The organism is Syntrophorhabdales bacterium (assembly GCA_035541455.1).
Lineage (GTDB): Bacteria > Desulfobacterota > Syntrophorhabdia > Syntrophorhabdales > WCHB1-27 > JADGQN01.
Genome location: DATKNH010000138.1, coordinates 69,174 through 88,739, shown reverse-complemented (window position 1 = coordinate 88,739; position 19,566 = coordinate 69,174). Strand labels below are relative to the sequence as shown.

Below are 19,566 nucleotides of genomic sequence, written 5' to 3'. Positions count from 1 at the left end.
GCTTAACGTGCTCTCACTCGGGAGGTACGGATCGGCAAGAGTAGATTGAAGCCGCAAAGAAGATCGTTTGTCTATCTCGTTGTTAAACTTTCTGGTATAATACCGATTTGCGTTCAAGATGCATACCGAGGCGCGCCGAGGCCTGGGCTGCGTTTGTACCAACAGTTCTAGCCGGGTACCCGCGAGCTGCCAAACTCTCCATTCGCGGGTGGCAGGAGTAAGAACAGGCTGAAGGGCAACAAAGGTAGGCGCTTGAAGGTTAATCGGTATATCCCAAAATGCGCTTTATTGCCGACTTACACATTCATTCAAGCTACTCCAGAGCCACCAGTGCAGAGATGGTGCCTGAGAGCATCTGGAAGTGGGCCCAGCTGAAGGGCATCACTCTTATTGGTACCGGAGACTTCACCCATCCCGGCTGGTTCAAAGAATTGAGTGAGAAGCTTGAGCCCGAGGGGAACGGTCTTTTCAGTCTGAAGAGAGAATACCGGTCAGACAACATCACAGAGTCCTGCAGAGCTGATGTCTTTTTTCTCCTTTCGGTTGAAATAAGCTGCATCTATAAGAAAGGCGACAAGACGCGCAAAATTCACTGTCTCGTCCTTCTGCCTGATTTGCAGAGCGCTGCAAGGTTTAACCTGGCCCTCGCCAGGATCGGCAATATAACGTCGGATGGAAGGCCGATCCTCGGGCTTGATGCCAGGGAACTTCTAAGGATTGCGCTGGATGCCTCGGATCAGGTTATGTTCATCCCGGCTCATGCGTGGACGCCTCATTTCTCTGTGTTCGGCGCTGCATCCGGATTCGATTCCCTCGACGAATGCTTTGAGGAGTTGACGCCGCACATCCATGCAATCGAGACGGGACTCTCGTCAGACCCGGCTATGAACTGGCGCCTCTCAGCCCTGGATGAGATCACGCTCATCTCAAATTCCGACGCGCACTCAGCGCCCAAGATGGGCAGGGAGGCCAATATCTTCGATACGGATCTTACGTACCGGGCGATCAAAGAATCGATTACTACCCGCAGAGGTTTTCTCGGCACCATCGAGTTTTTTCCTGAAGAGGGGAAATATCACTATGACGGTCACAGAGCCTGCGGCGTGCGCTACTCTCCTCGCGAAACCAAGAACAACGAGTACCGCTGCCCTGTCTGTGGCAAGCGGCTCACGGTCGGCGTGATGCACAGAGTTGAGGTCCTGGCGGACAGAGAGCCCGGATTCAAACCGCCAGGAGCGCCCCCGTACCATTCGCTCATCCCCCTGCAGGAAGTCCTGGCTGAGGCCCGTGGCGTCGGTCCAAACAGCAGGTCTGTCAGGGAAGAGTACGACAATATGCTGGCAAGGCTCGGCAATGAATTTAGCGTGCTCATGGAGGCACCGCTTGGAGAGATCGAGCGTGTGATGTCACCTCTTATCGCAGAAGCCATAGGTCTCATGCGTGCCGGCAAGGTGCAGATCAACCCGGGCTATGACGGTGAGTACGGCGCGATCACGATACTCGGAGACAAGAGGCGCAACACGATCAAAGGGCAGGGTACACTGCTTTAATGGTGATTCGCCTTCACGCGGACACGTTCACTATCGAGCCTTTGTATGGCACCTCACTTGATGAAGTAGCCTGCAACCCTCCACGTGCCATCCTTTTCCTTCATAGTCGTGACCGTTTCGACTGCTGATTTCTTGTTCTCAAAAGATGTCTGATATTGAATCACGACGTACTCTCCGTCAGGCGCTCCTGGAAGCGAAGTCTGATACGTTTTGCTCTTGAGTTTTCTTGATACCATGTTTCCCAGGGACTTTCTTACCGCTTGAAGGGATTGTTCCCATTGCTCCTGCCTGACGGCGGCTTTAAAATAGTCTGCAGCCTCATTCCAGCTTTCAGCATACTTACCGCTGTCGACGACCTTCAGCCAGCGGTCCGTCGCACTGACGGCCGCCGACTCTGCTCCTTGCGAAGCCGCCATAGCGGACCCGCACCATACGATCATGCACGCAGCCAGTACAGCCAACACTCTCCAGATCATAGTGTTACCCTCCTCGTTTCATCTGTTATCGGTCGAAGCGTTGCGCAATCTTAGCCTTCAGCCACATATAAGGGAAGAACATTGATACATGCTGCTGGTATTCGATGTACGTGCTGCCGAACTCACGGACAAGCTTTCGCTCTTCCAGAATCGAGCCAACAATGAAATAGGCCGTGATCACGAGGTTGGTCAGCACTGTAGAGAGACTCAGATCTCTCGCCCATACGACCATTATGCCTGCGGCATACCATGGATGGCGGATCGCGCACAGGATCCCTGTCATGTCGAAGGCATCATCTTCGGAGAGGGTAGGGTTTATCTCGCCGGTCCTCACCTGCCGTATGCCAAGGAACTGCGATATGTTGTAATGTTTCGCACCCGCGATGAAGAGAACGAGGCCGGCTATAAGCAGGAAGCATTGCAGTAGCACCAACGCTCCGTGCCAGCGAAAGACCGGTGTTCCCTCAAGGAGAATGGAATAGTAGACCGGGGGGAGCAGAGTTACCAGGGCGAGGCTGTTATAGAAGAGCCGGTAAAATCGGTAGCGGTTGCCCAACCGTTTCTTCACGTATTCCGTGACAGGAGCAGCTATCATCCCGCTGTGGAGTGCGCACCAGAAAACCCACAAGAGAATCAGGAGGAGGTACTTCATGCTTGCAACCTTTTTAGAAGCGTTAAAAAAGAGTGCCCTTGCCTGAAGGCGATCTTATCACAGTCCTGAAGCGCCCACTACTCAGACGCAGGCAGGATCGGGATCTGAAGGGCGTTTGCAGGAATAGTTCCGGTGAGAGTCTTGAGGAATGTCAGTATCTCCTCGACCTGTGTCTTAGCAAGGTCCTGCGCAAGCTGAATCCTGCCCATAATCCAGACGGCATCGCGCAGGTGATCGACCGACCCGTCGTGGAAATAGGGCGCGGTTTTTTCAACGTTGCGCAGAAGAGGAACCTTGAAGACGTACTTGTCCTCCTCTTTCTTTGTCACGGTATATCGTCCTTCATCGATATCCGTGCTTTTCGTATACTTCCAGTAGGGTTCGACGACGCCGAACTTCTGGTACATCTGTCCGCCGACATAAGGGCTTGAGTGGCAATCGCCACATCCCACCTGGATGAAGGTTTGAAGACCTTTTTGTTCCGGCCCGGTCAGGCTTGCGTTGTTGCCCTTCAAGAACAGGTCGAACCGGGAGGGTGTAACGAGCGTTCTTTCATAGGCACCGATAGCTCTCGCGAAGTTATCCGCGGTCACCGACTCTTTTTCGCCTGGAAATGCTTGTTGGAATAAGACAGTATATGCCACGATCTCTTTGAGCTTCTTTTCGGCTGCTTCATAGGATGGCATGCCAAATGAGGGCGGCCCTATGAGCGCTTGCTTGGCCTGATCTTCAACATTCTTCCTGTTGCCGATCCAGTGGGCCGATATCTGGCCGGCAGTGTTGAGAAGAGTGGGTGCGTTCCTCGGGTTGACTTTGCTGTTGTTGCCAATTGATTTCTTGAGGCCGTCGGCTAAATACAGGCCCACGGGGTGGCACCGCGCGCAGCTTACCGTACCGTCTACAGAAACCCTCGTTTCATAAAAAAGTATTTTTCCGAGAGCAACTTTCTCAGGCGTGACCGGGTTGTCCTGGGATGCGATGACTTCGGGAAGCGGACCAAAGACCTGTTTTGCGCGGGCGAGTATGCTCCCTGCGTCATCGGTACCGGCCGCCGAGACGAAAGCTGCGGCAAGAATAATCGACAGGATCACCGCCGCAGCAGCACCTGCTTTTAGTGCGTGCATCATGACTCTTCTCCTTTGTTTCCAGTTTTGACAGGCACTCAAACACGTGCTGTAGTAACTAATAACCCCTAACCGGCAGAGAATCAAGCTGCTTCTTCCTTCTTCTTTACAGGTGGTGCCGTTGGGGTTATACTGCATGACGCATTACGCGCGAACGAAAGCCCCGATAAAAGGGCTCGGAGCCAAAAGGAGGAGTTTATGTTCAAGAAGATCGATCACGTTGAAATTACCCCGAGTGACATGGAGCGGACCATACGTTTCTATACAGATATTTTCGGCTTTACGGTGAAGATGCGGAAGAAAGTAGACAGTCCGCCCCTTGAGGAAGTCTGTTTCATGGAATTGGGTGGCACAGTCCTGGAGCTGGTGGCTGTGAAGAATCCTGCACCGCCCTCAAAAGTGCCGCAGGTTGGCTACCGTATGATGGCAATCGAAGTGGAAGATATGGACAAGGCGGTAGAATACCTGAAGAGCAAAGGAGTGGAGATCTCCATGCCGCCTGTGAGTTTGGGTCCGTCGAAGCGCGGCGAGATAAAAGATCCCGACGGTCTCATCATCGAAATACGCCAGTGGTAGAGCTTTAGACCCACCCGGATTCTACTGATCTTTTTCCAGGCTGGGCAGCGTGCCAGCACCGCCACAGGAGTGGTAGCCCAATTCCAGCGCGGGAACTCGTAGATCCCTCGCCTGATGGCCGATAGGGGGATAGCGCAGCATAGCTCGCAGTGCGGCCGTCTTCCTGTCGTCGGGCAGGGCAGCGCGCGCGATAGCACAGCCGGCCCAGGCATCCGCCCGCACTTCATGATCCCACGAACCGGGCATCCACGTTACGTTCAGCCGCCTGTCGACAACATGGCCCACCTCGTGCGCAAAAAGTCCGAATATGGCGCCATTGCCTATACTGCTGTCGATCGACTTCAGGAACTGCGGGTTGTACACGATTTTAGCCGAGCCGTCCTGCGCAGTGACCGTGAGGAGATTGCCCGCGGTGGGGTTGCGAAAGAGGGCGATGTTGCAGGTGCCGCCGCAGATCACGTTAGCGACTTCACGTGCGATGCGGAGTGCATCCGGCGAGGCATTCCCATCCGATTTGGAATCGTAATAGACATCGGCTCCGAGGGAGCAGACTAATTCGGCCCTGGCAAGCGTTGCCAGCAGTAACGAAAGGCCCAGGCAGCACACTATCCCGGTCGCTGCTCGCACTGTCGTTGCTCCCTCACTTCCCCTGCCTCGTGATTCTTTGATGCGTCTATTCCCCGAGGCAATCATCCGTCCCTAAAGAGTATCGACGCTCGCCGCAAAAAGCAATAGCACGGACGACTAACAGGCTGAGAAAGAGTTCTAGGTGGGTTGACCCCTGCTTGATTCCGGCAGTTGAAGAATATAGAATTGAACATGCGACTTTGGCTGGCAGCGTTACTTGTGGTTACTGTCCTCACAGGGACGGCTTTCGCTGACGTGTACTACTGGACTGACGAGAAGGGGGTCCAGTATTACACCACAAGCCTCGACTCCATCCCGGAACGCTACCGACCTATGGCGCAGCTGCTTTCTCTGTCAACGGCTCCTCCCGCGCCGCCGGATTTGCCCGCCCCGCCCGCAAAGAAGGGCTCAACAACTATACCCTTCGTGCCGGGTTCGCCCGTCCTGGTGAGCGTTAAAATCAACGGCGCAGGGCCCATCACCCTGATCCTTGATACAGGCGCTGATCATACGCTTATCTCCCCGTCAGTCCTTGCGCGACTTGGTGTTTCTGCCGAGGCGGCGTACCGCGGAGTCCTGAAAGGCGTGACCGGGACTCAATACGCAAGCGCTTTCTGGGTTTCCTCGCTGGAGGTGGGCGAGGCAGCGGCAGGACCTCTTCTGGTTATTGCCCACGATGCGGGGCTTAAGAATGCAGACGGTCTTCTGGGTCGTGACTTTCTGATCAACTTCAACGTGACCATTGACCCGAAGGAACGTGTGGTTACATTTACTCCGAACAACTAATTGGGGAAGAGCAGAGGCAGCCGGTCGGCAACGAGGAACCCGTCGAGGGTTGGCATGACGCGGCCATTCTCCAGCCTGATCAGACCGGATTGCAAAAGGGGAGAGAGGGCAGATTCCGGGCGTGAGGCATCACAGGTCTCCGCAAGGAGGAGGCCATCCCTCGTTCTCATCCCCAGGTAGACTCTTTCAAGATGGAACTGCTCCTCTGTGAGAACCTCTGATCCTTCGACAGGCTTCACTGATTTTTCAAGAGCGCGGCAATACTCTTTAACCGAACGGGTATTCCACCAGCGGCGTCTACCGTCAAAGGAGTGGGCTGAAGGGCCGAGCCCGAGATAGGGAACGTGTCGCCAGTACTTGCTGTTGTGGCGCGAGCGCGATTTCTCGCGTGCGAAGTTGGAGATCTCGTAATGGATGAAACCATGCTCTTCCAGCAAACGGGACGTGAGCAGAAAGAATCTTCTCTCTGTCTCTTCGTCAGCAGGAATGACGCTTCCTTTCTGTTTCAGCCTGCCAAAAGGCGTGCCTTCTTCGAATGTCATCTGGTAGCACGACAGGTGAGCCGGACCGAGCTTAAGCGCGCGCTGCAGCGTTTCGATCCAGCTCTCTTCCGTCTGGCCGGGGATGAGGCAGATGAGGTCTATGCCGATGTTCTCAAAGCCTTTGGAGCGCGCAAGCTCCACGGCCGCTTCAGCATCGTACGCCGAGTGTCGCCTCTTCAAAGTGCTGAGTTCGGCATCGTTGAATGACTGGGCGCCGATGCTCAATCTGTTCACGCCGCACGCCCGGAGCGCTGCGAGCTTCTCAGCGGTCAAGTCTTCAGGGTTGGCTTCGACCGTGATCTCGATATCGTTCGCGAAGGTGAAATGATCGCGCAGAAATGAGCCGAGTTCTCCGAAGGTACCATCAGGGAGAAGTGTAGGGGTTCCCCCTCCGAAGTACAGTGAATCGAATACGGAAAAGTGCTCCCGGTATAGGAGGGCTTCCTTCTTCAAGTTGCCGAGCCAGGAATCGACGAGGGAGAGGGCAGGGGTCGAGTAAAAGTCGCAGTAAGGGCACTTTGCCCGGCAAAAGGGAACGTGGATGTACAACCCGGGGAGGTCTGTTGAATTATTCATTGATCCTCGCGGGAAAATCTCAAATCTTAATATCTAAATTCTAAACAATATTCCAATATTGAATATGGAAAATGAGACACGGCGATCGTAGTCTTCCTAATTTGGAAATTTGGTGATTTGATATTGTTTAGATATTGGAATTTAGATATTAGAATTTGCTTCATTCGTCATCTACTTTCAGCGCGGCCATGAAGGCGCTTTGCGGTATCTCTACAGCGCCGACAAGCCTCATGCGCTTCTTGCCTTTCTTCTGCTTCTCCAGCAGTTTGCGTTTGCGGGTGATGTCTCCGCCGTAGCATTTGGCGGTTACATCTTTTCTGTAAGCTGAAATGGTAGATCGGGCAATGATCTTGCCCCCGATCGCGCCCTGGATGGCGATCTTGAACTGCTGCCGTGGTATCTCGTTCTCCAAACGGTCGCACACTCTCACCGCGCGCTCTCTGGCGCGGTCGCGGTGTACCATGATCGAAAGCGCATCTACGCGCTCGCCGTTCACCAGAATGTCGAGCTTGACCAGATCAGCCTCCCGGTAATCTATGATCTCGTAATCGAAGGAGCCATATCCCTGGGTGACGCTCTTGAGGCGATCGTAAAAATCGAAGACAACCTCGGCGAGGGGCATATCAAAGTTAATCTCGACGCGCCCCGGCGCCGGGTAGCTCATGCGTGAATTGACGCCGCGCCGGTCCATGCAGAGTTTCATGACGGCCCCCACGTAACGCTCGGGAATAAAAATAGACGCGCGGATGTAGGGTTCCTCCGATTTCTGGATATCGATCGGGTCAGGATAGTACTGCGGGTTGTCGACCATCACTACTTCGCCCTCCCTGAGGGTAAAGCGGTACTGTACGCTGGGAGCCGTCAGGATGATCGACTGATCGAACTCCCGTTCAAGGCGCTCCTGCACGATCTCAAGATGGAGCAGGCCGAGAAAGCCGCATCGAAATCCCTGCCCTAACGCTGCGGAAGAATCTTTGGTGTAGACCAATGCCGCATCATTCAGTTTGTATTTTTCCAGCGCCTCGGCGAGTGACTGGTAGTCGTCTGCGGCGATCGGGTAGATTGATGAGAAGACGACCGGCTTTACGTCTTTGAATCCGGGCAGAGGCTGCGCTACGGGGTCGCGGTCCAATGTTATCGTGTCGCCGATGCGCGTGTCGGTCACTGTCTTTATGCCGGCGATGATGTAGCCGACCATGCCAGCGGTGAGTGCCTCGCGCGGCTCACGTGAGAGACGGAAGAACCCGACCTCCTCTACTTTGTACGTGCCGCCCGTGGACATGAGCTTGATCACGTCCCCCGGCCGCACTGATCCGTCGAAGATCCTGCAGCTCACGATCGTGCCCCGAAACTGATCGTACTGCGCGTCGAAAATGAGGGCGGAGAGCGGTTTCTCCGAATCCCCTCTGGGAGGAGGTATGCGCTCCACGATTGCCTGGAGGATCTCCTCGATGCCTACTCCTTCTTTTGCCGAAGCGAGAATAGAGAGCTCCGCATCGAGGCCCAGTTCACGGTCTATTTCGTTTTTGACCCCTTCGATGTCGGCGGAGGGAAGATCGATCTTGTTGATGACCGGAATCACCACGAGGTCGTGCTCCATTGCTGCGTACAGGTTGGCGAGCGTCTGCGCCTCCACTCCCTGGGACGCATCCACGAGGAGCAGCACACCCTCGCATGAGGCGAGAGCGCGGGAGACTTCGTAAGAGAAGTCGACATGGCCCGGTGTGTCTATAAGGTTCAGTTCGTATTCTTCGCCATTCTTACCTGTATAGGGCAGGGCCACGGTTTGACTCTTTATGGTAATGCCGCGTTCGCGCTCGATATCCATGTTGTCCAGTATCTGATCGCGGAACTGACGGTCATCCACCAGGTGCGCGTACTGGATGAGACGGTCGGCAAGCGTGGACTTGCCGTGGTCAATGTGGGCTATGATGCTGAAGTTTCTTATCTGCTTCATCTATACCGATTTACCTTTAAGCGTATACCTTCGTTGCCGTTCGACCTGAGCTTCAAATCCGAATATTTAATATCTAAATCCTAAACACTCTAATCCCAAATGTTCAAAACAGTGGGGGATAATTGATGCCAGGCTCATTTTGAATTTTGGTCATTCGAGATTGTTTAGAATTTGGAAATTAGGATTTAGCATTTCTCTTTTCTGTTTCCTCGGTCTTCATCTTAAATGCAAATCGGTACACGCTAACCATGGCCCCTTTTCTTGTCAGTTGAGTTTCAAGCGATGTCTTGAAGAGCAGACTAGTATAGCGTATTTTACTGAGCCGGTAAAGCCGCGCAGGCAAGCGCTCATCTTTCTGGCGTAGCGGTCGTCCAAGTCACGTTCTACGTAACGGTCGTCCGAGCGCAGCGGACGTCTCTCGGTTTACTTCCTGTCTGCCTGTTCTATGGTAATCTTGTTGCCTTTGATGTAGCGATTCTTCATCATCGAAAGCACTTCATGCGCGTACTCCTTCGGCACCTCCACAAAAGTATGGCGCTCATGTATATCGATCTTGCCTATTAACTTGCCGGGCAGGCCTGTCTCGCCGCTGATTGCACCGACAATATCTTTCGGGGCGACCTTGTGATGGCGGCCCACGTTAAGATGCAGCCTTAGCGTGCCGCCTGAAGATTGGGGTTCAGCAATTTCCCCGTACGCGCCCGACTGTTCCTTCCCTTCTGTGACCAACAGCATCTTGAGCAGCGCCGCAGCTATGTCCAGGGCAGAGTAATCTTCTGTTATCAGTCTCTCGATGAGGCTGGAGTATCTTTCCAGCTCTCCTTCCTCGATACGCTCTTTTATGCTCTCAAGGAGCGTGACCGCCCTTGTTTCCTCGACTTCGGCGAGCGTCGGGATGGGGTGACGGGCAATCTTCACGTTGGCAAACCGCTGTATCTCCCGCAGTCCGTGGACCTCTCTCCCTACCACGAAGGTGAAGGCGTAGCCTGCTCTGCCCGCGCGGGCGGTGCGGCCGATTCTGTGAACGTAGTATTCTTCGTCCCTGGGCAGATCGTAGTTGAAGACGGCCTCGATTCCTTCAACGTCGATACCCCGCGCTGCCACATCTGTCGCTACAAGAATCTCAATCCGCGCTCTCCTGAATTTTTCCATGACGCGATCGCGCTGAGACTGTGTCATGTCGCCGTGCAAACCTTCGGTCTGGTAGCCGCGGGCCTGCAGTTCCATAACAACATCGTCCACCTTTTTCTTGGTGTTACAGAAGACAAGGGAGAGCTTGAGATTGTACATATCGATGAGACGGCTCAGCACGTCCGGTTTCATGCCTTCCCTCAGGTCGAAATAAAACTGCTGCACGGCTGGAACGGTCAGTTCCTTGTGCACAACCTTGATGAGCTGCGGTCTTCTCATGTACCTGTTCGTGAGATCGAGGATCGGTTTGGGCATGGTGGCAGAAAAGAGGAGGGTCTGTCGTTCAGAGGGAATAGTCTCGAGAATTGTTTCAACATCTTCTATGAATCCCATGTTGAGCATCTCGTCGGCCTCGTCCAGCACAAGGATCGCGACGTTGTCGAGCTTCAGCGTGCCGCGGTTGATGTGGTCGATGGTGCGGCCCGGCGTGCCGATGACGACGTGGACACCTCCCTTCAGCGCGCGTATCTGCCGCTCTATGGGCTGGCCTCCGTACACCGGGAGTATCTGTATATCTCTTTTGTATCGGGAGATCCGCTTCAATTCTTCGGAAACCTGCACTGCGAGTTCTCTTGTCGGGCAGAGGACTATTGCCTGCACATGCTTGTTTCTCGGGCGGATCCTCTCGATAATGGGAATGCCGAATGCTATGGTTTTACCGGTCCCTGTTTGTGCCTGCCCCACAATATCCTTGCCTTCGAGGATAGGCGGAATCGCCCGGGCCTGGATCGGTGTGGCCTCTTCAAACTCCATATGGTCGATAGCTTTCTGCAGTTCCTTTGAAAGCGGCAGGTCTTGGAATCTCAGTGTGTCCATGGCTGCTATATTCCTTTCGTTCAAATCTTAATACCGATCCGCCTTGAAGTACATACCTGTACTGGGTGGAGCGTTTGATTCAAATTCGCATATCGAACATCTAAACCCTAAACGAATCCAAGTATCAAAATGTACCAAACTGTAGATTCTGGCTGACTTCCCGTTTCGTTGTAATGCGTCTTAACCCCTAACTCGGAACTCGCAACCGTCCTTCGCAAATAAATGGCACGCCACCTGGTGTCCAGGCTCGACCTCCACAAACTCGGGTCGACGTTTGCTGCAGGCCTCTTTCGCTTCAGGGCAGCGGGGATGGAAGCGGCAGCCTTCCGGCGGGTCAACGGGCGAGGGGACCTCGCCCCTGAGCGGCACCTGTTCAACACGACTGTCCGGGTCTGGTACAGGGCAGAGAGGAAGAAGAGCTTTGGTATAAGGATGACAGGGGTGATCGAAGAGTTGCGCCCGATGGGCCAGCTCCACGACTGTCCCCAGATACATCACGGCGATCCGGTCACAGAGGAAGCGCGCGGCCGAGAGATTGTGTGTGATGAAAAGGTAGGCAATGTTCATTTGCTGCTGGAGCGATTTCATCAGATTGAGTATCTGTGCCTGGATCGACATGTCCAGGGCGCTGGAAGGCTCGTCTGCCACGATCAGGCTCGGGTAAAGTATAAGTGCCCGCGCTATGGCAATCCGCTGTCTCTGCCCGCCCGAGAACTCGTGCGGAAATCGCTTCTGGAAAGTGGGCTCCAGGCCGACTTTTTCCATGGCATCGATACAGCGCTCTTCCCTCATACGGGCATCCCGTATCCCGTGGGAACGAAGGATTTGCTGCAACATCGCACCTATCGTGAGCCGGGGGTTGAGAGATGAATAGGGGTCCTGAAAAATGATCTGCATGCGTCCGCGCATCCTGCGTAATGGCGAGGTGGCAAGATGACACAGGTCTTTCCCGTCGAAAAAGATGATACCCGACGTGGGTTCGTAAAGCCTGAGGACCGTTCTTCCCAGCGTAGTTTTGCCGCACCCGCTTTCTCCCACAAAACCGAGAACCTCACCTGGATTCAGCTGGAAACTGACACCATCGACTGCTTTGAGAACCTTGACCTCACTGAAACCTTTCTTTATGTAGAAATATTTCTTGAGGTCGAGCACGGAAAGCAATGGATAGGTCTGATTCATGCGTTCTCGGCCTCCTTCCCGTTGCTACGTGCGAAACAGGCGACCCAATGACCTCTCTCCTCTTCCTGTAATGTTGGAATCTCGTTGCTGCAGATGCTTGTGGCGCTGCTGCACCTCGGGTGAAACCTGCAGCCCTGCGGCGGGTTAACGAGATCAGGCACTGCGCCGGGAATAGAATTGAGAGCTTCCCGATCGCAGTCGAGACGTGGACTTGCGCCGATAAGAGCGCGGGTATAAGGATGGCGGGGTTTCAGGATCAGGCTTCTGATGTCCGCGTATTCCACTATCTTGCCGGCATACATGACCGCCGCAAAGGTGCAAATCCAGGAGAGCACACCAAGATCGTGCGTGATGAAAAGGAAGGAAGTCTTCCGCTGGCTTCTCAGCTCGTTCAGAAGGGTTATAATCTGGGCCTGTGTGGAAACGTCCAGTGCTGTGGTGGGCTCATCGCAGATGAGAAGATCAGGCTCACAGGAAAGGCCGATCGCTATCATCACGCGCTGCAGCATGCCGCCGGAGAGCTCGTGCGGGTACTGCGTGAGTATTCGCGCCGGATCAGGAATCTTGACAGACTGAAGAAGATTGAGCGCTTTATCCCTTACGGTGCTCTGTTTTCCTCCCTGGTGGAATCGTATGGCTTCTTCGATCTGGCTGCCGATCGTGAAGGAAGGGTTCATCGAGGTGGACGGCTCCTGGAAGATCATGGCAATTTTTTTACCGCGGATTGAGCGCATCTCTTTTTCGGTGAGCTGCAGCAGGTCTTCGCCCTTGAGCAGTATCCGGCCCGAGATTATTTTACCCGGCGGGTCGGGGACGAGTCTCAGGACGGAGAAGGCGGTCATGCTCTTGCCTGAGCCTGATTCGCCCACAAGCCCGACGCTCTCGCCCGTGCCTATGGTCAGGTTAACGCCATCGACCGCTCTTACGACGCCCTGGTCGGTGAAAAAGTACGTCTTCAGATCAATAATCTCGAGGATCTCGTTCCTTGTCACCGGGCGGCTTTCCTTTCCTTTACACTTTAAACGTTACACCTTAAACGCCCTTCTATGTCTTTAGCTTCGGGTCCCACGCGTCACGCAGGCCGTCACCAAATGCATTAAATGCAAAGACCGTAATCATGATCATGAGGCCGGGGAACAGAGAGTAGTAGGGATACGTGCGCAGGTACTTCTGCCCTTCGCTGATCATCAATCCCCACGATGAAGCAGGAGGCTGCATCCCTAATCCCAGGAAGCTCAGGATCGCCTCAATCATTATCGACGTGGCAATGCCGAGAGTTGCAACGACGATCAACGGCGCCAGGACGTTGGGCAGCACGTGCGTAAAGATAATGCTCGTGGGACCGATACCCGATGCCTTTGCTGCCAGGATGTACTCCTTCTCCTTCACCGAAAGAACGGATGCCCTCACGATCCTCGCATATTGTGGTACCGACACGACCCCTATGGAGAAAATCACCGTGGTGAGGCTGGGGCCCCACACCGCGACCAGGGCCAGAGCCAGAAGCGCGGGAGGAAAGGCCCAGACCACGTCAAGAATACGCATGATGATAATGTCCACGAAACGCCCGAAATATCCGGCAAAAAGACCGGCCAGGCCTCCCACGAGCGCGGCAATAAGCACGGAGCCCAGCCCCACAAGAAGGGAGACACGCGTTCCGTAGATTACCCTGCTGAAAAGATCGCGCCCCAGGTGGTCGGTGCCCATGGGATGGGCAAGGGAGAGCGGGGCCAGAGAGCTTCCAAATTCCATCTGGTAAGGATCTTTCGGAGCAAGGAAGGGCGCGAAGATCCCCACAAATACCAGGACGGCCAACACGATCACCCCCACCAGGGCCATCCGATGTTTTCTGAACCGTCTATAGAGTTCAATCATTCGGTTCTTCCCGCGCTCACCCTTTTCTTGTGTCGTACCGTATGCGTGGATCAAAGAACGTATACGAGAGGTCCACGAGCAGATTGACTATGATGAAGATAACTGCGACGATCAGCACCACACCCATGACCACGGGATAGTCCCGCTCCATAATGGCATCGTAGGCGAGCGCCCCCATGCCGGGCCAGCGGAAGACCACCTCAATCACCAATGCACCACCCAGAAGCCTGGAAAGCTGAAGCCCGAGGTTGGTGACCACCGGGATCATCGCATTCCTGAGCGCGTGGCGCAGAACAATCTGCCATTCCGGGAAGCCGCGCGAGCGGGCCGCCACTATGTAATTCTCCCGCAGCACCTCCAGCATGCAGGAACGTGTCAGCCTTGCGGTCATCGCCATGTAGGGTGTCGCCAGGCAGAATGCCGGCATGATGAGGTGGATGAGGTCGGGCGGCTCTCCGCGTCCCCCTGCCGGCAGCCAGCCCAGATAGAGGCTGAATAGAAGGATGACCATGATTCCCAGCCAGAAAATGGGCATTGAGATCCCTATCTCCGCGCCCACCATGCAGAGATAATCGATCTTACTGTTCTGCTTGAGCGCTGCTATTACCCCGATGGGGATAGAGACGACCGCAACGATCACCATGGCGGCCACGGCAAGGACAAAAGTTGCCGGAAACCTCTCCAGTATCTTCTTTGTGACCGGTTCGCGCGTGCGAATCGATTTTCCGAGATTGCCCTGCAGCACCCCTTTGACGTGATTGTAGAATTGAACGTAGAGCGGCTTATCGAGACCGAGGTACTCCTGCATCTCTTTGTATTCTTTTTCAGTGTATTTTACGTCGAGCATGAGCAGCACCGGATCGCCCGGGATGATGTTGGTGATGCTGAAGACGAGGAGAAGCACCCCGAACAGCACCGGAATCATCTGGATGACTCGACCGAGGATATATCTAGTCATTTTCCACCTGAGACTGACGACCGTCGCACGCGTGCGACTAGGACGATCGTCCGCCATGGCGGACTAGGAAGACCGCTTCGCTCGGACGCGTTACAAAGGTCAACCCACGAACTTTGCAAGTTAACGTTTCTCTCTTCCCTCTTCCGAGCGCAGCGGACGAGCAGTTACTCTATCCACATGTTGGCCCAGCTGTTGGTTACGTTTATCGCCAGCGTATCGGTGAACTGCACGCCTTGCACCTTCTTGTTCCAGCCGAAAACCATACGCATCGGAAAACAGGGTATGGCAGCCGCATCCTTCAGGAGCACCTTTTCCGCTTCCTGAAAGTACTTTGTGCGCTCCTCCTCAGTCTTTGCTGCCTCAGACTTCCTGACCCACTGGTCAAACTCAGGATTTGAATAGCCCCCAAGTGACTTGCCGTCGGGCGCGGTGCCTGAATTGGTTTCAAACATGTCGTAGCCTATGGACGGGTCGATTGCAAACGCCATCCCATAGCCGCCGATGTCCCATTCCATCTTGGGATCCCTTACCACTTTGTCAGCCCAGAGTGCGACCGAAAGAATCTGAAGATTGACCGGAACGCCGATCTGTGTGAGTTGCGACTTGGCCATTTCAGAAATATTCTGGTTGGGAGCCATGGCTGCATCGACCCAGAAAAGCGGAGGTATCTTCTTCCCTGCATCTTTTTCCACGGCCTGAATCAGTTTCCTGGCCTCCTCAGGGTTGTAAGGCGGGACAAGCTTCAGCGCGTCCTGGTTGAAATATTTCGTGTACTCGAGCAAGGTCCTTGCCGGATTTCCGGACTTGAACGCCCACGCATTGATGGAACTGTTCTTCCAGTCCACGCCCATCCAGACAGCTTTTCTGAAACGGACATCATTCATAGGCCAGCGACGCACGTTGAAATAGTACTTGTGCAAAACAGACGGATCGTAGGTCTCCTTAAAGGTGAGCTTCGGATTATTTTTCAGTGTCGGCTTGGCCTCGTCGTATAACTGGGCCATGTCGATTTCCCCTTTTTCCAGTGCGACCAGCCGCGACTCGTCTGAACGATAGAAGATCCACTCCAAGCGGTCGATGTATGGCTTGGGTCCCCAATAGCCGTCAAACCTCTCCATCACTACCTTCTCATTCGGCTTTACCTCCACCACCTTATACGGGCCTGTGCCACAAGGGTGAAACGCAAAATTGTCTCCCCATTTCTCTACCTCTTCCGGCGGGATAATACCTCGCATAGACCAGGCGAGCACCCGTATCAAGGATGAGAAGGGCCTGTCGAGTGTGATCCTCACTGTATACTTGTCCACCACATCGACCTGCTTCAATCCCTTGATCATCTCCTTGTGCTTCACAGGTTTCCAGCCTTTGGGCGTTGTGATGCGCCAGTCGAAATTCGCTTTCACATCAGTCGCGGTCATCTCCCTGCCGTTGTGGAACTTCACGCCCTGCCTGAGCTTGATAGTCCACACCTTGTTATCCTTGGTCTGATAGCTCGTCGCGAGCGCCGGCACCATGCTCTCGAATCCCTTTGGTCCCCAATTGTAGAGACGATCATAGATCAGGTCCTGGCTGGGCGTGGACGTGAGGGTAAGCAGGTAACGCGCATCAATAGCGCTCTCCTGAGCCACTCTGACACCTATGCGCAAGGTGCCTCCATATTTAGGCTCGGCGGCCCAAGCGGATGCGACAGACAGCACAAGGCACAGTGTCAGCAGAAGTGTTGCAAGAGCAGGTAGCGACGTCTTTCTTGTTCTCATGGGATCATCCTCCTTTTCTTGAAGCGCCGCGATTGGAACGTTGTCTTAATCCTGTGCGTAAACGTCACGTATGGAAGTCTTCCTCTGTATCTTTTCTCCTCCAGCGTACCCGTTGCATCAGGGGACTGTTGAATGTGATGGCGCCCTGACGGGGACATTCCTCAACGCAGCAGCCGCCGTACCAGCATTCCTCAGGGTAGAGTATTATGGGCGGTTTGCCCTTCTCAGGGTTTGGTATGAAGACTTCCATGGGGCAGATATCCACACACCGGTTGCACCCGTTGCAGATGTCCGGGTTGAACAGTACCGGCCTCCCGGGGCCAGGTCTGTTCGGAACTGCGTAAGCCTTTTGTCCGATCTCCTTCACGGGACCTCGCTCTTTGCTTTTCATGTTGCGCTATCCTTTGAGGAAGCCTTTATAGGCCGGGTTATGTTTTACGTAGTTGTCGCTCAACGGTCCCCAGAATCCCATGGGGAGCTCTCCGGTGACCACCTTGCCGTTTCTCTTTTCGACAGTAATGAACTTGTGCCATTCAGGCGGGTCTATATCCGGATAATCCTGTCTTATGAACCCGAGAGACGTGCTGCTTGCCTTGCGAGCAAGAGAGGCTTCAATAATCGATTCGTCGCAATAGAGCATATTGAAGCTCTCCAGCACGCGCATCAGCATGTGCGGGTTTGGCACGCTGACGTCAGGAAAGACATTCTCTTCGATATCCCGGAGCCACAGTTTGCCCAGCTGGAGCAGCTTCTCGTTCTTGGGCTCACTGCAGTAATTCTGCATTACCCTGCAGAGGCCTGCACGCAGTTCTTTCCAGTCCATCCCGTTCCTTCGTGCAACAGGAGCATAGACACGGACCTTCTCTTCTTCTATCTGCTTTTGACGGGGCGCTGACGTTCCTGTTTTCAATGCGTATTCGGCTGCCTTTCTCCCGGCGTACCTGCCGGTGGCTGCTGCGTGATGATAGTAGTTAGCTGCATAGAGCGCGCTCCCTGCGGCGTAAAGGCCTTCGAGACTGGTTCTCAGGTTCCAGTCGGTCACCAGGCCACCGGGACTGGCCAAAGGCCCGTACGTGCGCAGGTAGGGAAGGGTGATGCCCTGCTGCAGTCCTGAATGTGGTTCGCCACCGAGCAGCATGTAACTCTGGAGCAGATCCCGTGAGGCATCAAACCCGGCCCGGGTGTATTTTTCGAACACAGGCACACGGGAACGTCCTTCTTCCCCGACCATGAGACCCCAGATGGCTTTCCGCTCGTGTTCGGGCATTGACGGCAGGTCAGCATACAGCGGCAGAGTAAATTCACCCTTGCGGATGCGTTCCGCAAGATCATCGATGATGCGCGGACAGCGGTACTTCGGGGCCTGCGCCCGTTCAGCAATAAATTTCTGTCCGGGCGCAGGCCGCGTCCGTTCAGAGACGTCTTTGAGGATTCTTCCCTGGTAATCGACCCATGGTATCTCTTTGCCGTTTGCGTCCACCATACTGCACGGGAACCATGTGTTCTTGGGATTGCCCGTCCCGTAGTGGGGGAAGGCGTGGCCCGGCTCCGCTGTTGCACCGGATTTCTCCATCATGGTAAATCGGGCTCCTGCCCGCCATGCTATTGCAGGTCCGTCGCTCACCACATTGGGATGAAAATAGGGCAATCCCGTCAACTCCGACGAGAAGAGCCAGCTTGCCTGGCTGAAGGCCATACAATCTATGGTGGCGCGTGCCTTTATCACGTAGAATTCGCCTGAGCGAGCATCGACTGCTGTGGCGCCGACAACCTTTATCCCTTCGCCATGCGGAACTGTGAGCAGGCTTGTAACCATCACCTTGGTGTAGATTTGAACCCCCAGCTTCCTGCATTGATTGTACATTGCGGGTTTGAAGGTTGTGCCCCAGACCCTGAAGACGAACTTGTTTTCGTAATCATACGCGAAGAGGAACTTCGTCTTCTCATCCCTGAAGGGCGCATTCTTGAATTCATCGCCGGTGTCCCTGATCTTGCCTCCCATCTGCTCGATCTCCAGGAGGGTATCGTACCCTTCTCTCGCTGCAATATAGCGGGAAAGTCCGTTGCAATAACCATTGTATGATTCGAGTTCCCAGTCCACGCACTCCTCTGGCGTGATCGTGGAAGCCGGGTTCGGCGTGTTAAGCCAGTGATCTACACCACCTCCTCCGGAACGCTTGGGATGTCCCTTGTCGATGAGGACCACGTTTGCGCCTGCTCGTGCAGCGCTTATTGCGGCCATACAGCCTGCAGGGCCTCCTCCGAGCACGGCCACGTCGCACTCAACGTCGGTCTCCACACCGTAGCGCACGGGGTAGGGCCATGCAATGGCGGCAGGTCCCATGCTCTCGAGAGCTTCAAACCAGTCACTCATCTTTCATCTCCTCTGCTGTGTGCAATCTCACCACAAGTTTATATAGAGTACCTTCCGTCAATGTCAAGTCAGATTTGGGGCGACCAGGTACCATAAGGCCGAGGCGGAAAGGAGGATCAAACCGCAAATTACAATCACTAATTTCGAAATTCCAAACAATATCAAAGAACCAAAATTTAAAAAGAAAGTAGCGTCAACCGGCAGCCGGTTTGTCGTTCGGTTCCGGCGGATTCTTCATGCCCAGCCGGAACTCTTCCCCTGTTTCCTTGCGCTTCCAGATGACAACGATGCTCTGGTTCAGGGGATGCAGCATTTCGATGGCCCCTGGGTGAGTACACTCCTGCACGCAGCAGCCGCAGTTCCAGCATTCATCGGGATAGAGCACGATCGGCGGCTTTCCTTTTTCCGGGTTGGGCATCAATACGTCGTTTCGGCATATCTCTGCGCAGCGGTTGCAGCCGTTGCATTTGTCAGGATTGAAATCAACAGCCCTGTTAGGCGTCGGCTGATTGGGCAACATGCAGGTTTTTTCACTCATCGCATTGCCTCT

At 54.4% G+C, this 19,566-nt stretch carries 18 protein-coding genes; 3 read left to right on the top strand and 15 right to left on the bottom strand.

Annotated elements, in window-relative coordinates:
* Positions 1 to 338: 338 nt before the first annotated feature.
* Positions 339 to 1,550: an endonuclease Q family protein gene (locus tag VMT71_15365; GenBank protein ID HVN25351.1), complete on the top strand. Its 1,212-nt coding sequence runs from the start codon at positions 339 to 341 to the stop codon at positions 1,548 to 1,550.
* 53 nt (positions 1,551 to 1,603) lie between these two features.
* Here VMT71_15365 and VMT71_15360 read toward each other — a convergent pair whose 3' ends face one another.
* The 3 genes from VMT71_15360 to VMT71_15350 all read right to left on the bottom strand — a co-directional run bounded on the left by VMT71_15360 (position 1,604) and on the right by VMT71_15350 (position 3,805).
* Complete coding sequence (locus tag VMT71_15360) at positions 1,604 to 2,026, bottom strand: DUF4019 domain-containing protein (protein ID HVN25350.1); 423 nt, start codon at positions 2,024 to 2,026, stop codon at positions 1,604 to 1,606.
* Positions 2,027 to 2,051: 25 nt separating this feature from the next.
* Positions 2,052 to 2,678 (bottom strand): NnrU family protein, encoded by a 627-nt coding sequence (locus VMT71_15355; GenBank protein HVN25349.1) that lies wholly within the window; start codon positions 2,676 to 2,678, stop codon positions 2,052 to 2,054.
* 77 nt (positions 2,679 to 2,755) lie between these two features.
* The gene (locus VMT71_15350; GenBank protein HVN25348.1) at positions 2,756 to 3,805 is read right to left on the bottom strand and encodes a cytochrome c peroxidase; all 1,050 of its coding nucleotides are present in this window, start codon (positions 3,803 to 3,805) and stop codon (positions 2,756 to 2,758) included.
* Between the two features lie 195 nt (positions 3,806 to 4,000).
* Here VMT71_15350 and VMT71_15345 point away from each other — a divergent pair, with 195 nt between their 5' ends.
* Complete coding sequence (locus VMT71_15345; GenBank protein HVN25347.1) at positions 4,001 to 4,378, top strand: VOC family protein; 378 nt, start codon at positions 4,001 to 4,003, stop codon at positions 4,376 to 4,378.
* A gap of 21 nt (positions 4,379 to 4,399) precedes the next feature.
* Here the strand turns inward: VMT71_15345 and VMT71_15340 are convergent, their stop codons facing one another.
* The gene (locus VMT71_15340; GenBank protein ID HVN25346.1) at positions 4,400 to 5,005 is read right to left on the bottom strand and encodes a hypothetical protein; all 606 of its coding nucleotides are present in this window, start codon (positions 5,003 to 5,005) and stop codon (positions 4,400 to 4,402) included.
* A 192-nt stretch (positions 5,006 to 5,197) separates the two neighbouring features.
* Here VMT71_15340 and VMT71_15335 point away from each other — a divergent pair, with 192 nt between their 5' ends.
* On the top strand, positions 5,198 to 5,791 hold the full coding sequence (locus VMT71_15335; GenBank protein ID HVN25345.1) for a retropepsin-like aspartic protease: 594 nt from the start codon (positions 5,198 to 5,200) through the stop codon (positions 5,789 to 5,791).
* Here VMT71_15335 and hemW read toward each other — a convergent pair.
* The 11 genes from hemW to VMT71_15280 all read right to left on the bottom strand — a co-directional run bounded on the left by hemW (position 5,788) and on the right by VMT71_15280 (position 19,554).
* Positions 5,788 to 6,909 (bottom strand): radical SAM family heme chaperone HemW, encoded by a 1,122-nt coding sequence (gene hemW, locus VMT71_15330; GenBank protein ID HVN25344.1) that lies wholly within the window; start codon positions 6,907 to 6,909, stop codon positions 5,788 to 5,790. The two genes, VMT71_15335 and hemW, sit on opposite strands and share 4 nt — an antisense overlap.
* Positions 6,910 to 7,069: 160 nt before the next feature.
* Complete coding sequence (gene lepA, locus VMT71_15325) at positions 7,070 to 8,866, bottom strand: translation elongation factor 4 (GenBank protein ID HVN25343.1); 1,797 nt, start codon at positions 8,864 to 8,866, stop codon at positions 7,070 to 7,072.
* Positions 8,867 to 9,289: 423 nt separating this feature from the next.
* Positions 9,290 to 10,873, bottom strand: coding sequence for a DEAD/DEAH box helicase (locus tag VMT71_15320; GenBank protein ID HVN25342.1), 1,584 nt, complete (start codon positions 10,871 to 10,873; stop codon positions 9,290 to 9,292).
* Between the two features lie 180 nt (positions 10,874 to 11,053).
* Positions 11,054 to 12,052 carry an oligopeptide/dipeptide ABC transporter ATP-binding protein gene (locus VMT71_15315; protein ID HVN25341.1) on the bottom strand — a complete coding sequence of 333 codons (999 nt, stop codon included), beginning with the start codon at positions 12,050 to 12,052 and terminating at the stop codon, positions 11,054 to 11,056.
* On the bottom strand, positions 12,049 to 13,044 hold the full coding sequence (locus tag VMT71_15310) for an ABC transporter ATP-binding protein (protein HVN25340.1): 996 nt from the start codon (positions 13,042 to 13,044) through the stop codon (positions 12,049 to 12,051). The genes VMT71_15315 and VMT71_15310 overlap by 4 nt, the downstream gene beginning before the upstream one ends.
* Positions 13,045 to 13,096: 52 nt before the next feature.
* Positions 13,097 to 13,927 (bottom strand): ABC transporter permease, encoded by an 831-nt coding sequence (locus VMT71_15305; GenBank protein HVN25339.1) that lies wholly within the window; start codon positions 13,925 to 13,927, stop codon positions 13,097 to 13,099.
* Positions 13,928 to 13,943: 16 nt separating this feature from the next.
* Positions 13,944 to 14,885, bottom strand: coding sequence for an ABC transporter permease (locus VMT71_15300; protein HVN25338.1), 942 nt, complete (start codon positions 14,883 to 14,885; stop codon positions 13,944 to 13,946).
* Positions 14,886 to 15,049: 164 nt separating this feature from the next.
* Positions 15,050 to 16,642 (bottom strand): ABC transporter substrate-binding protein, encoded by a 1,593-nt coding sequence (locus tag VMT71_15295; GenBank protein HVN25337.1) that lies wholly within the window; start codon positions 16,640 to 16,642, stop codon positions 15,050 to 15,052.
* A gap of 64 nt (positions 16,643 to 16,706) precedes the next feature.
* Entirely contained in the window at positions 16,707 to 17,033 is a 327-nt protein-coding gene (locus tag VMT71_15290; protein ID HVN25336.1) for a ferredoxin family protein, read from the bottom strand.
* Positions 17,034 to 17,039: 6 nt separating this feature from the next.
* Positions 17,040 to 19,016, bottom strand: coding sequence for an FAD-binding protein (locus tag VMT71_15285; GenBank protein ID HVN25335.1), 1,977 nt, complete (start codon positions 19,014 to 19,016; stop codon positions 17,040 to 17,042).
* Positions 19,017 to 19,209: 193 nt separating this feature from the next.
* Positions 19,210 to 19,554 (bottom strand): ferredoxin family protein, encoded by a 345-nt coding sequence (locus tag VMT71_15280; GenBank protein ID HVN25334.1) that lies wholly within the window; start codon positions 19,552 to 19,554, stop codon positions 19,210 to 19,212.
* Positions 19,555 to 19,566 lie beyond the last annotated feature (12 nt).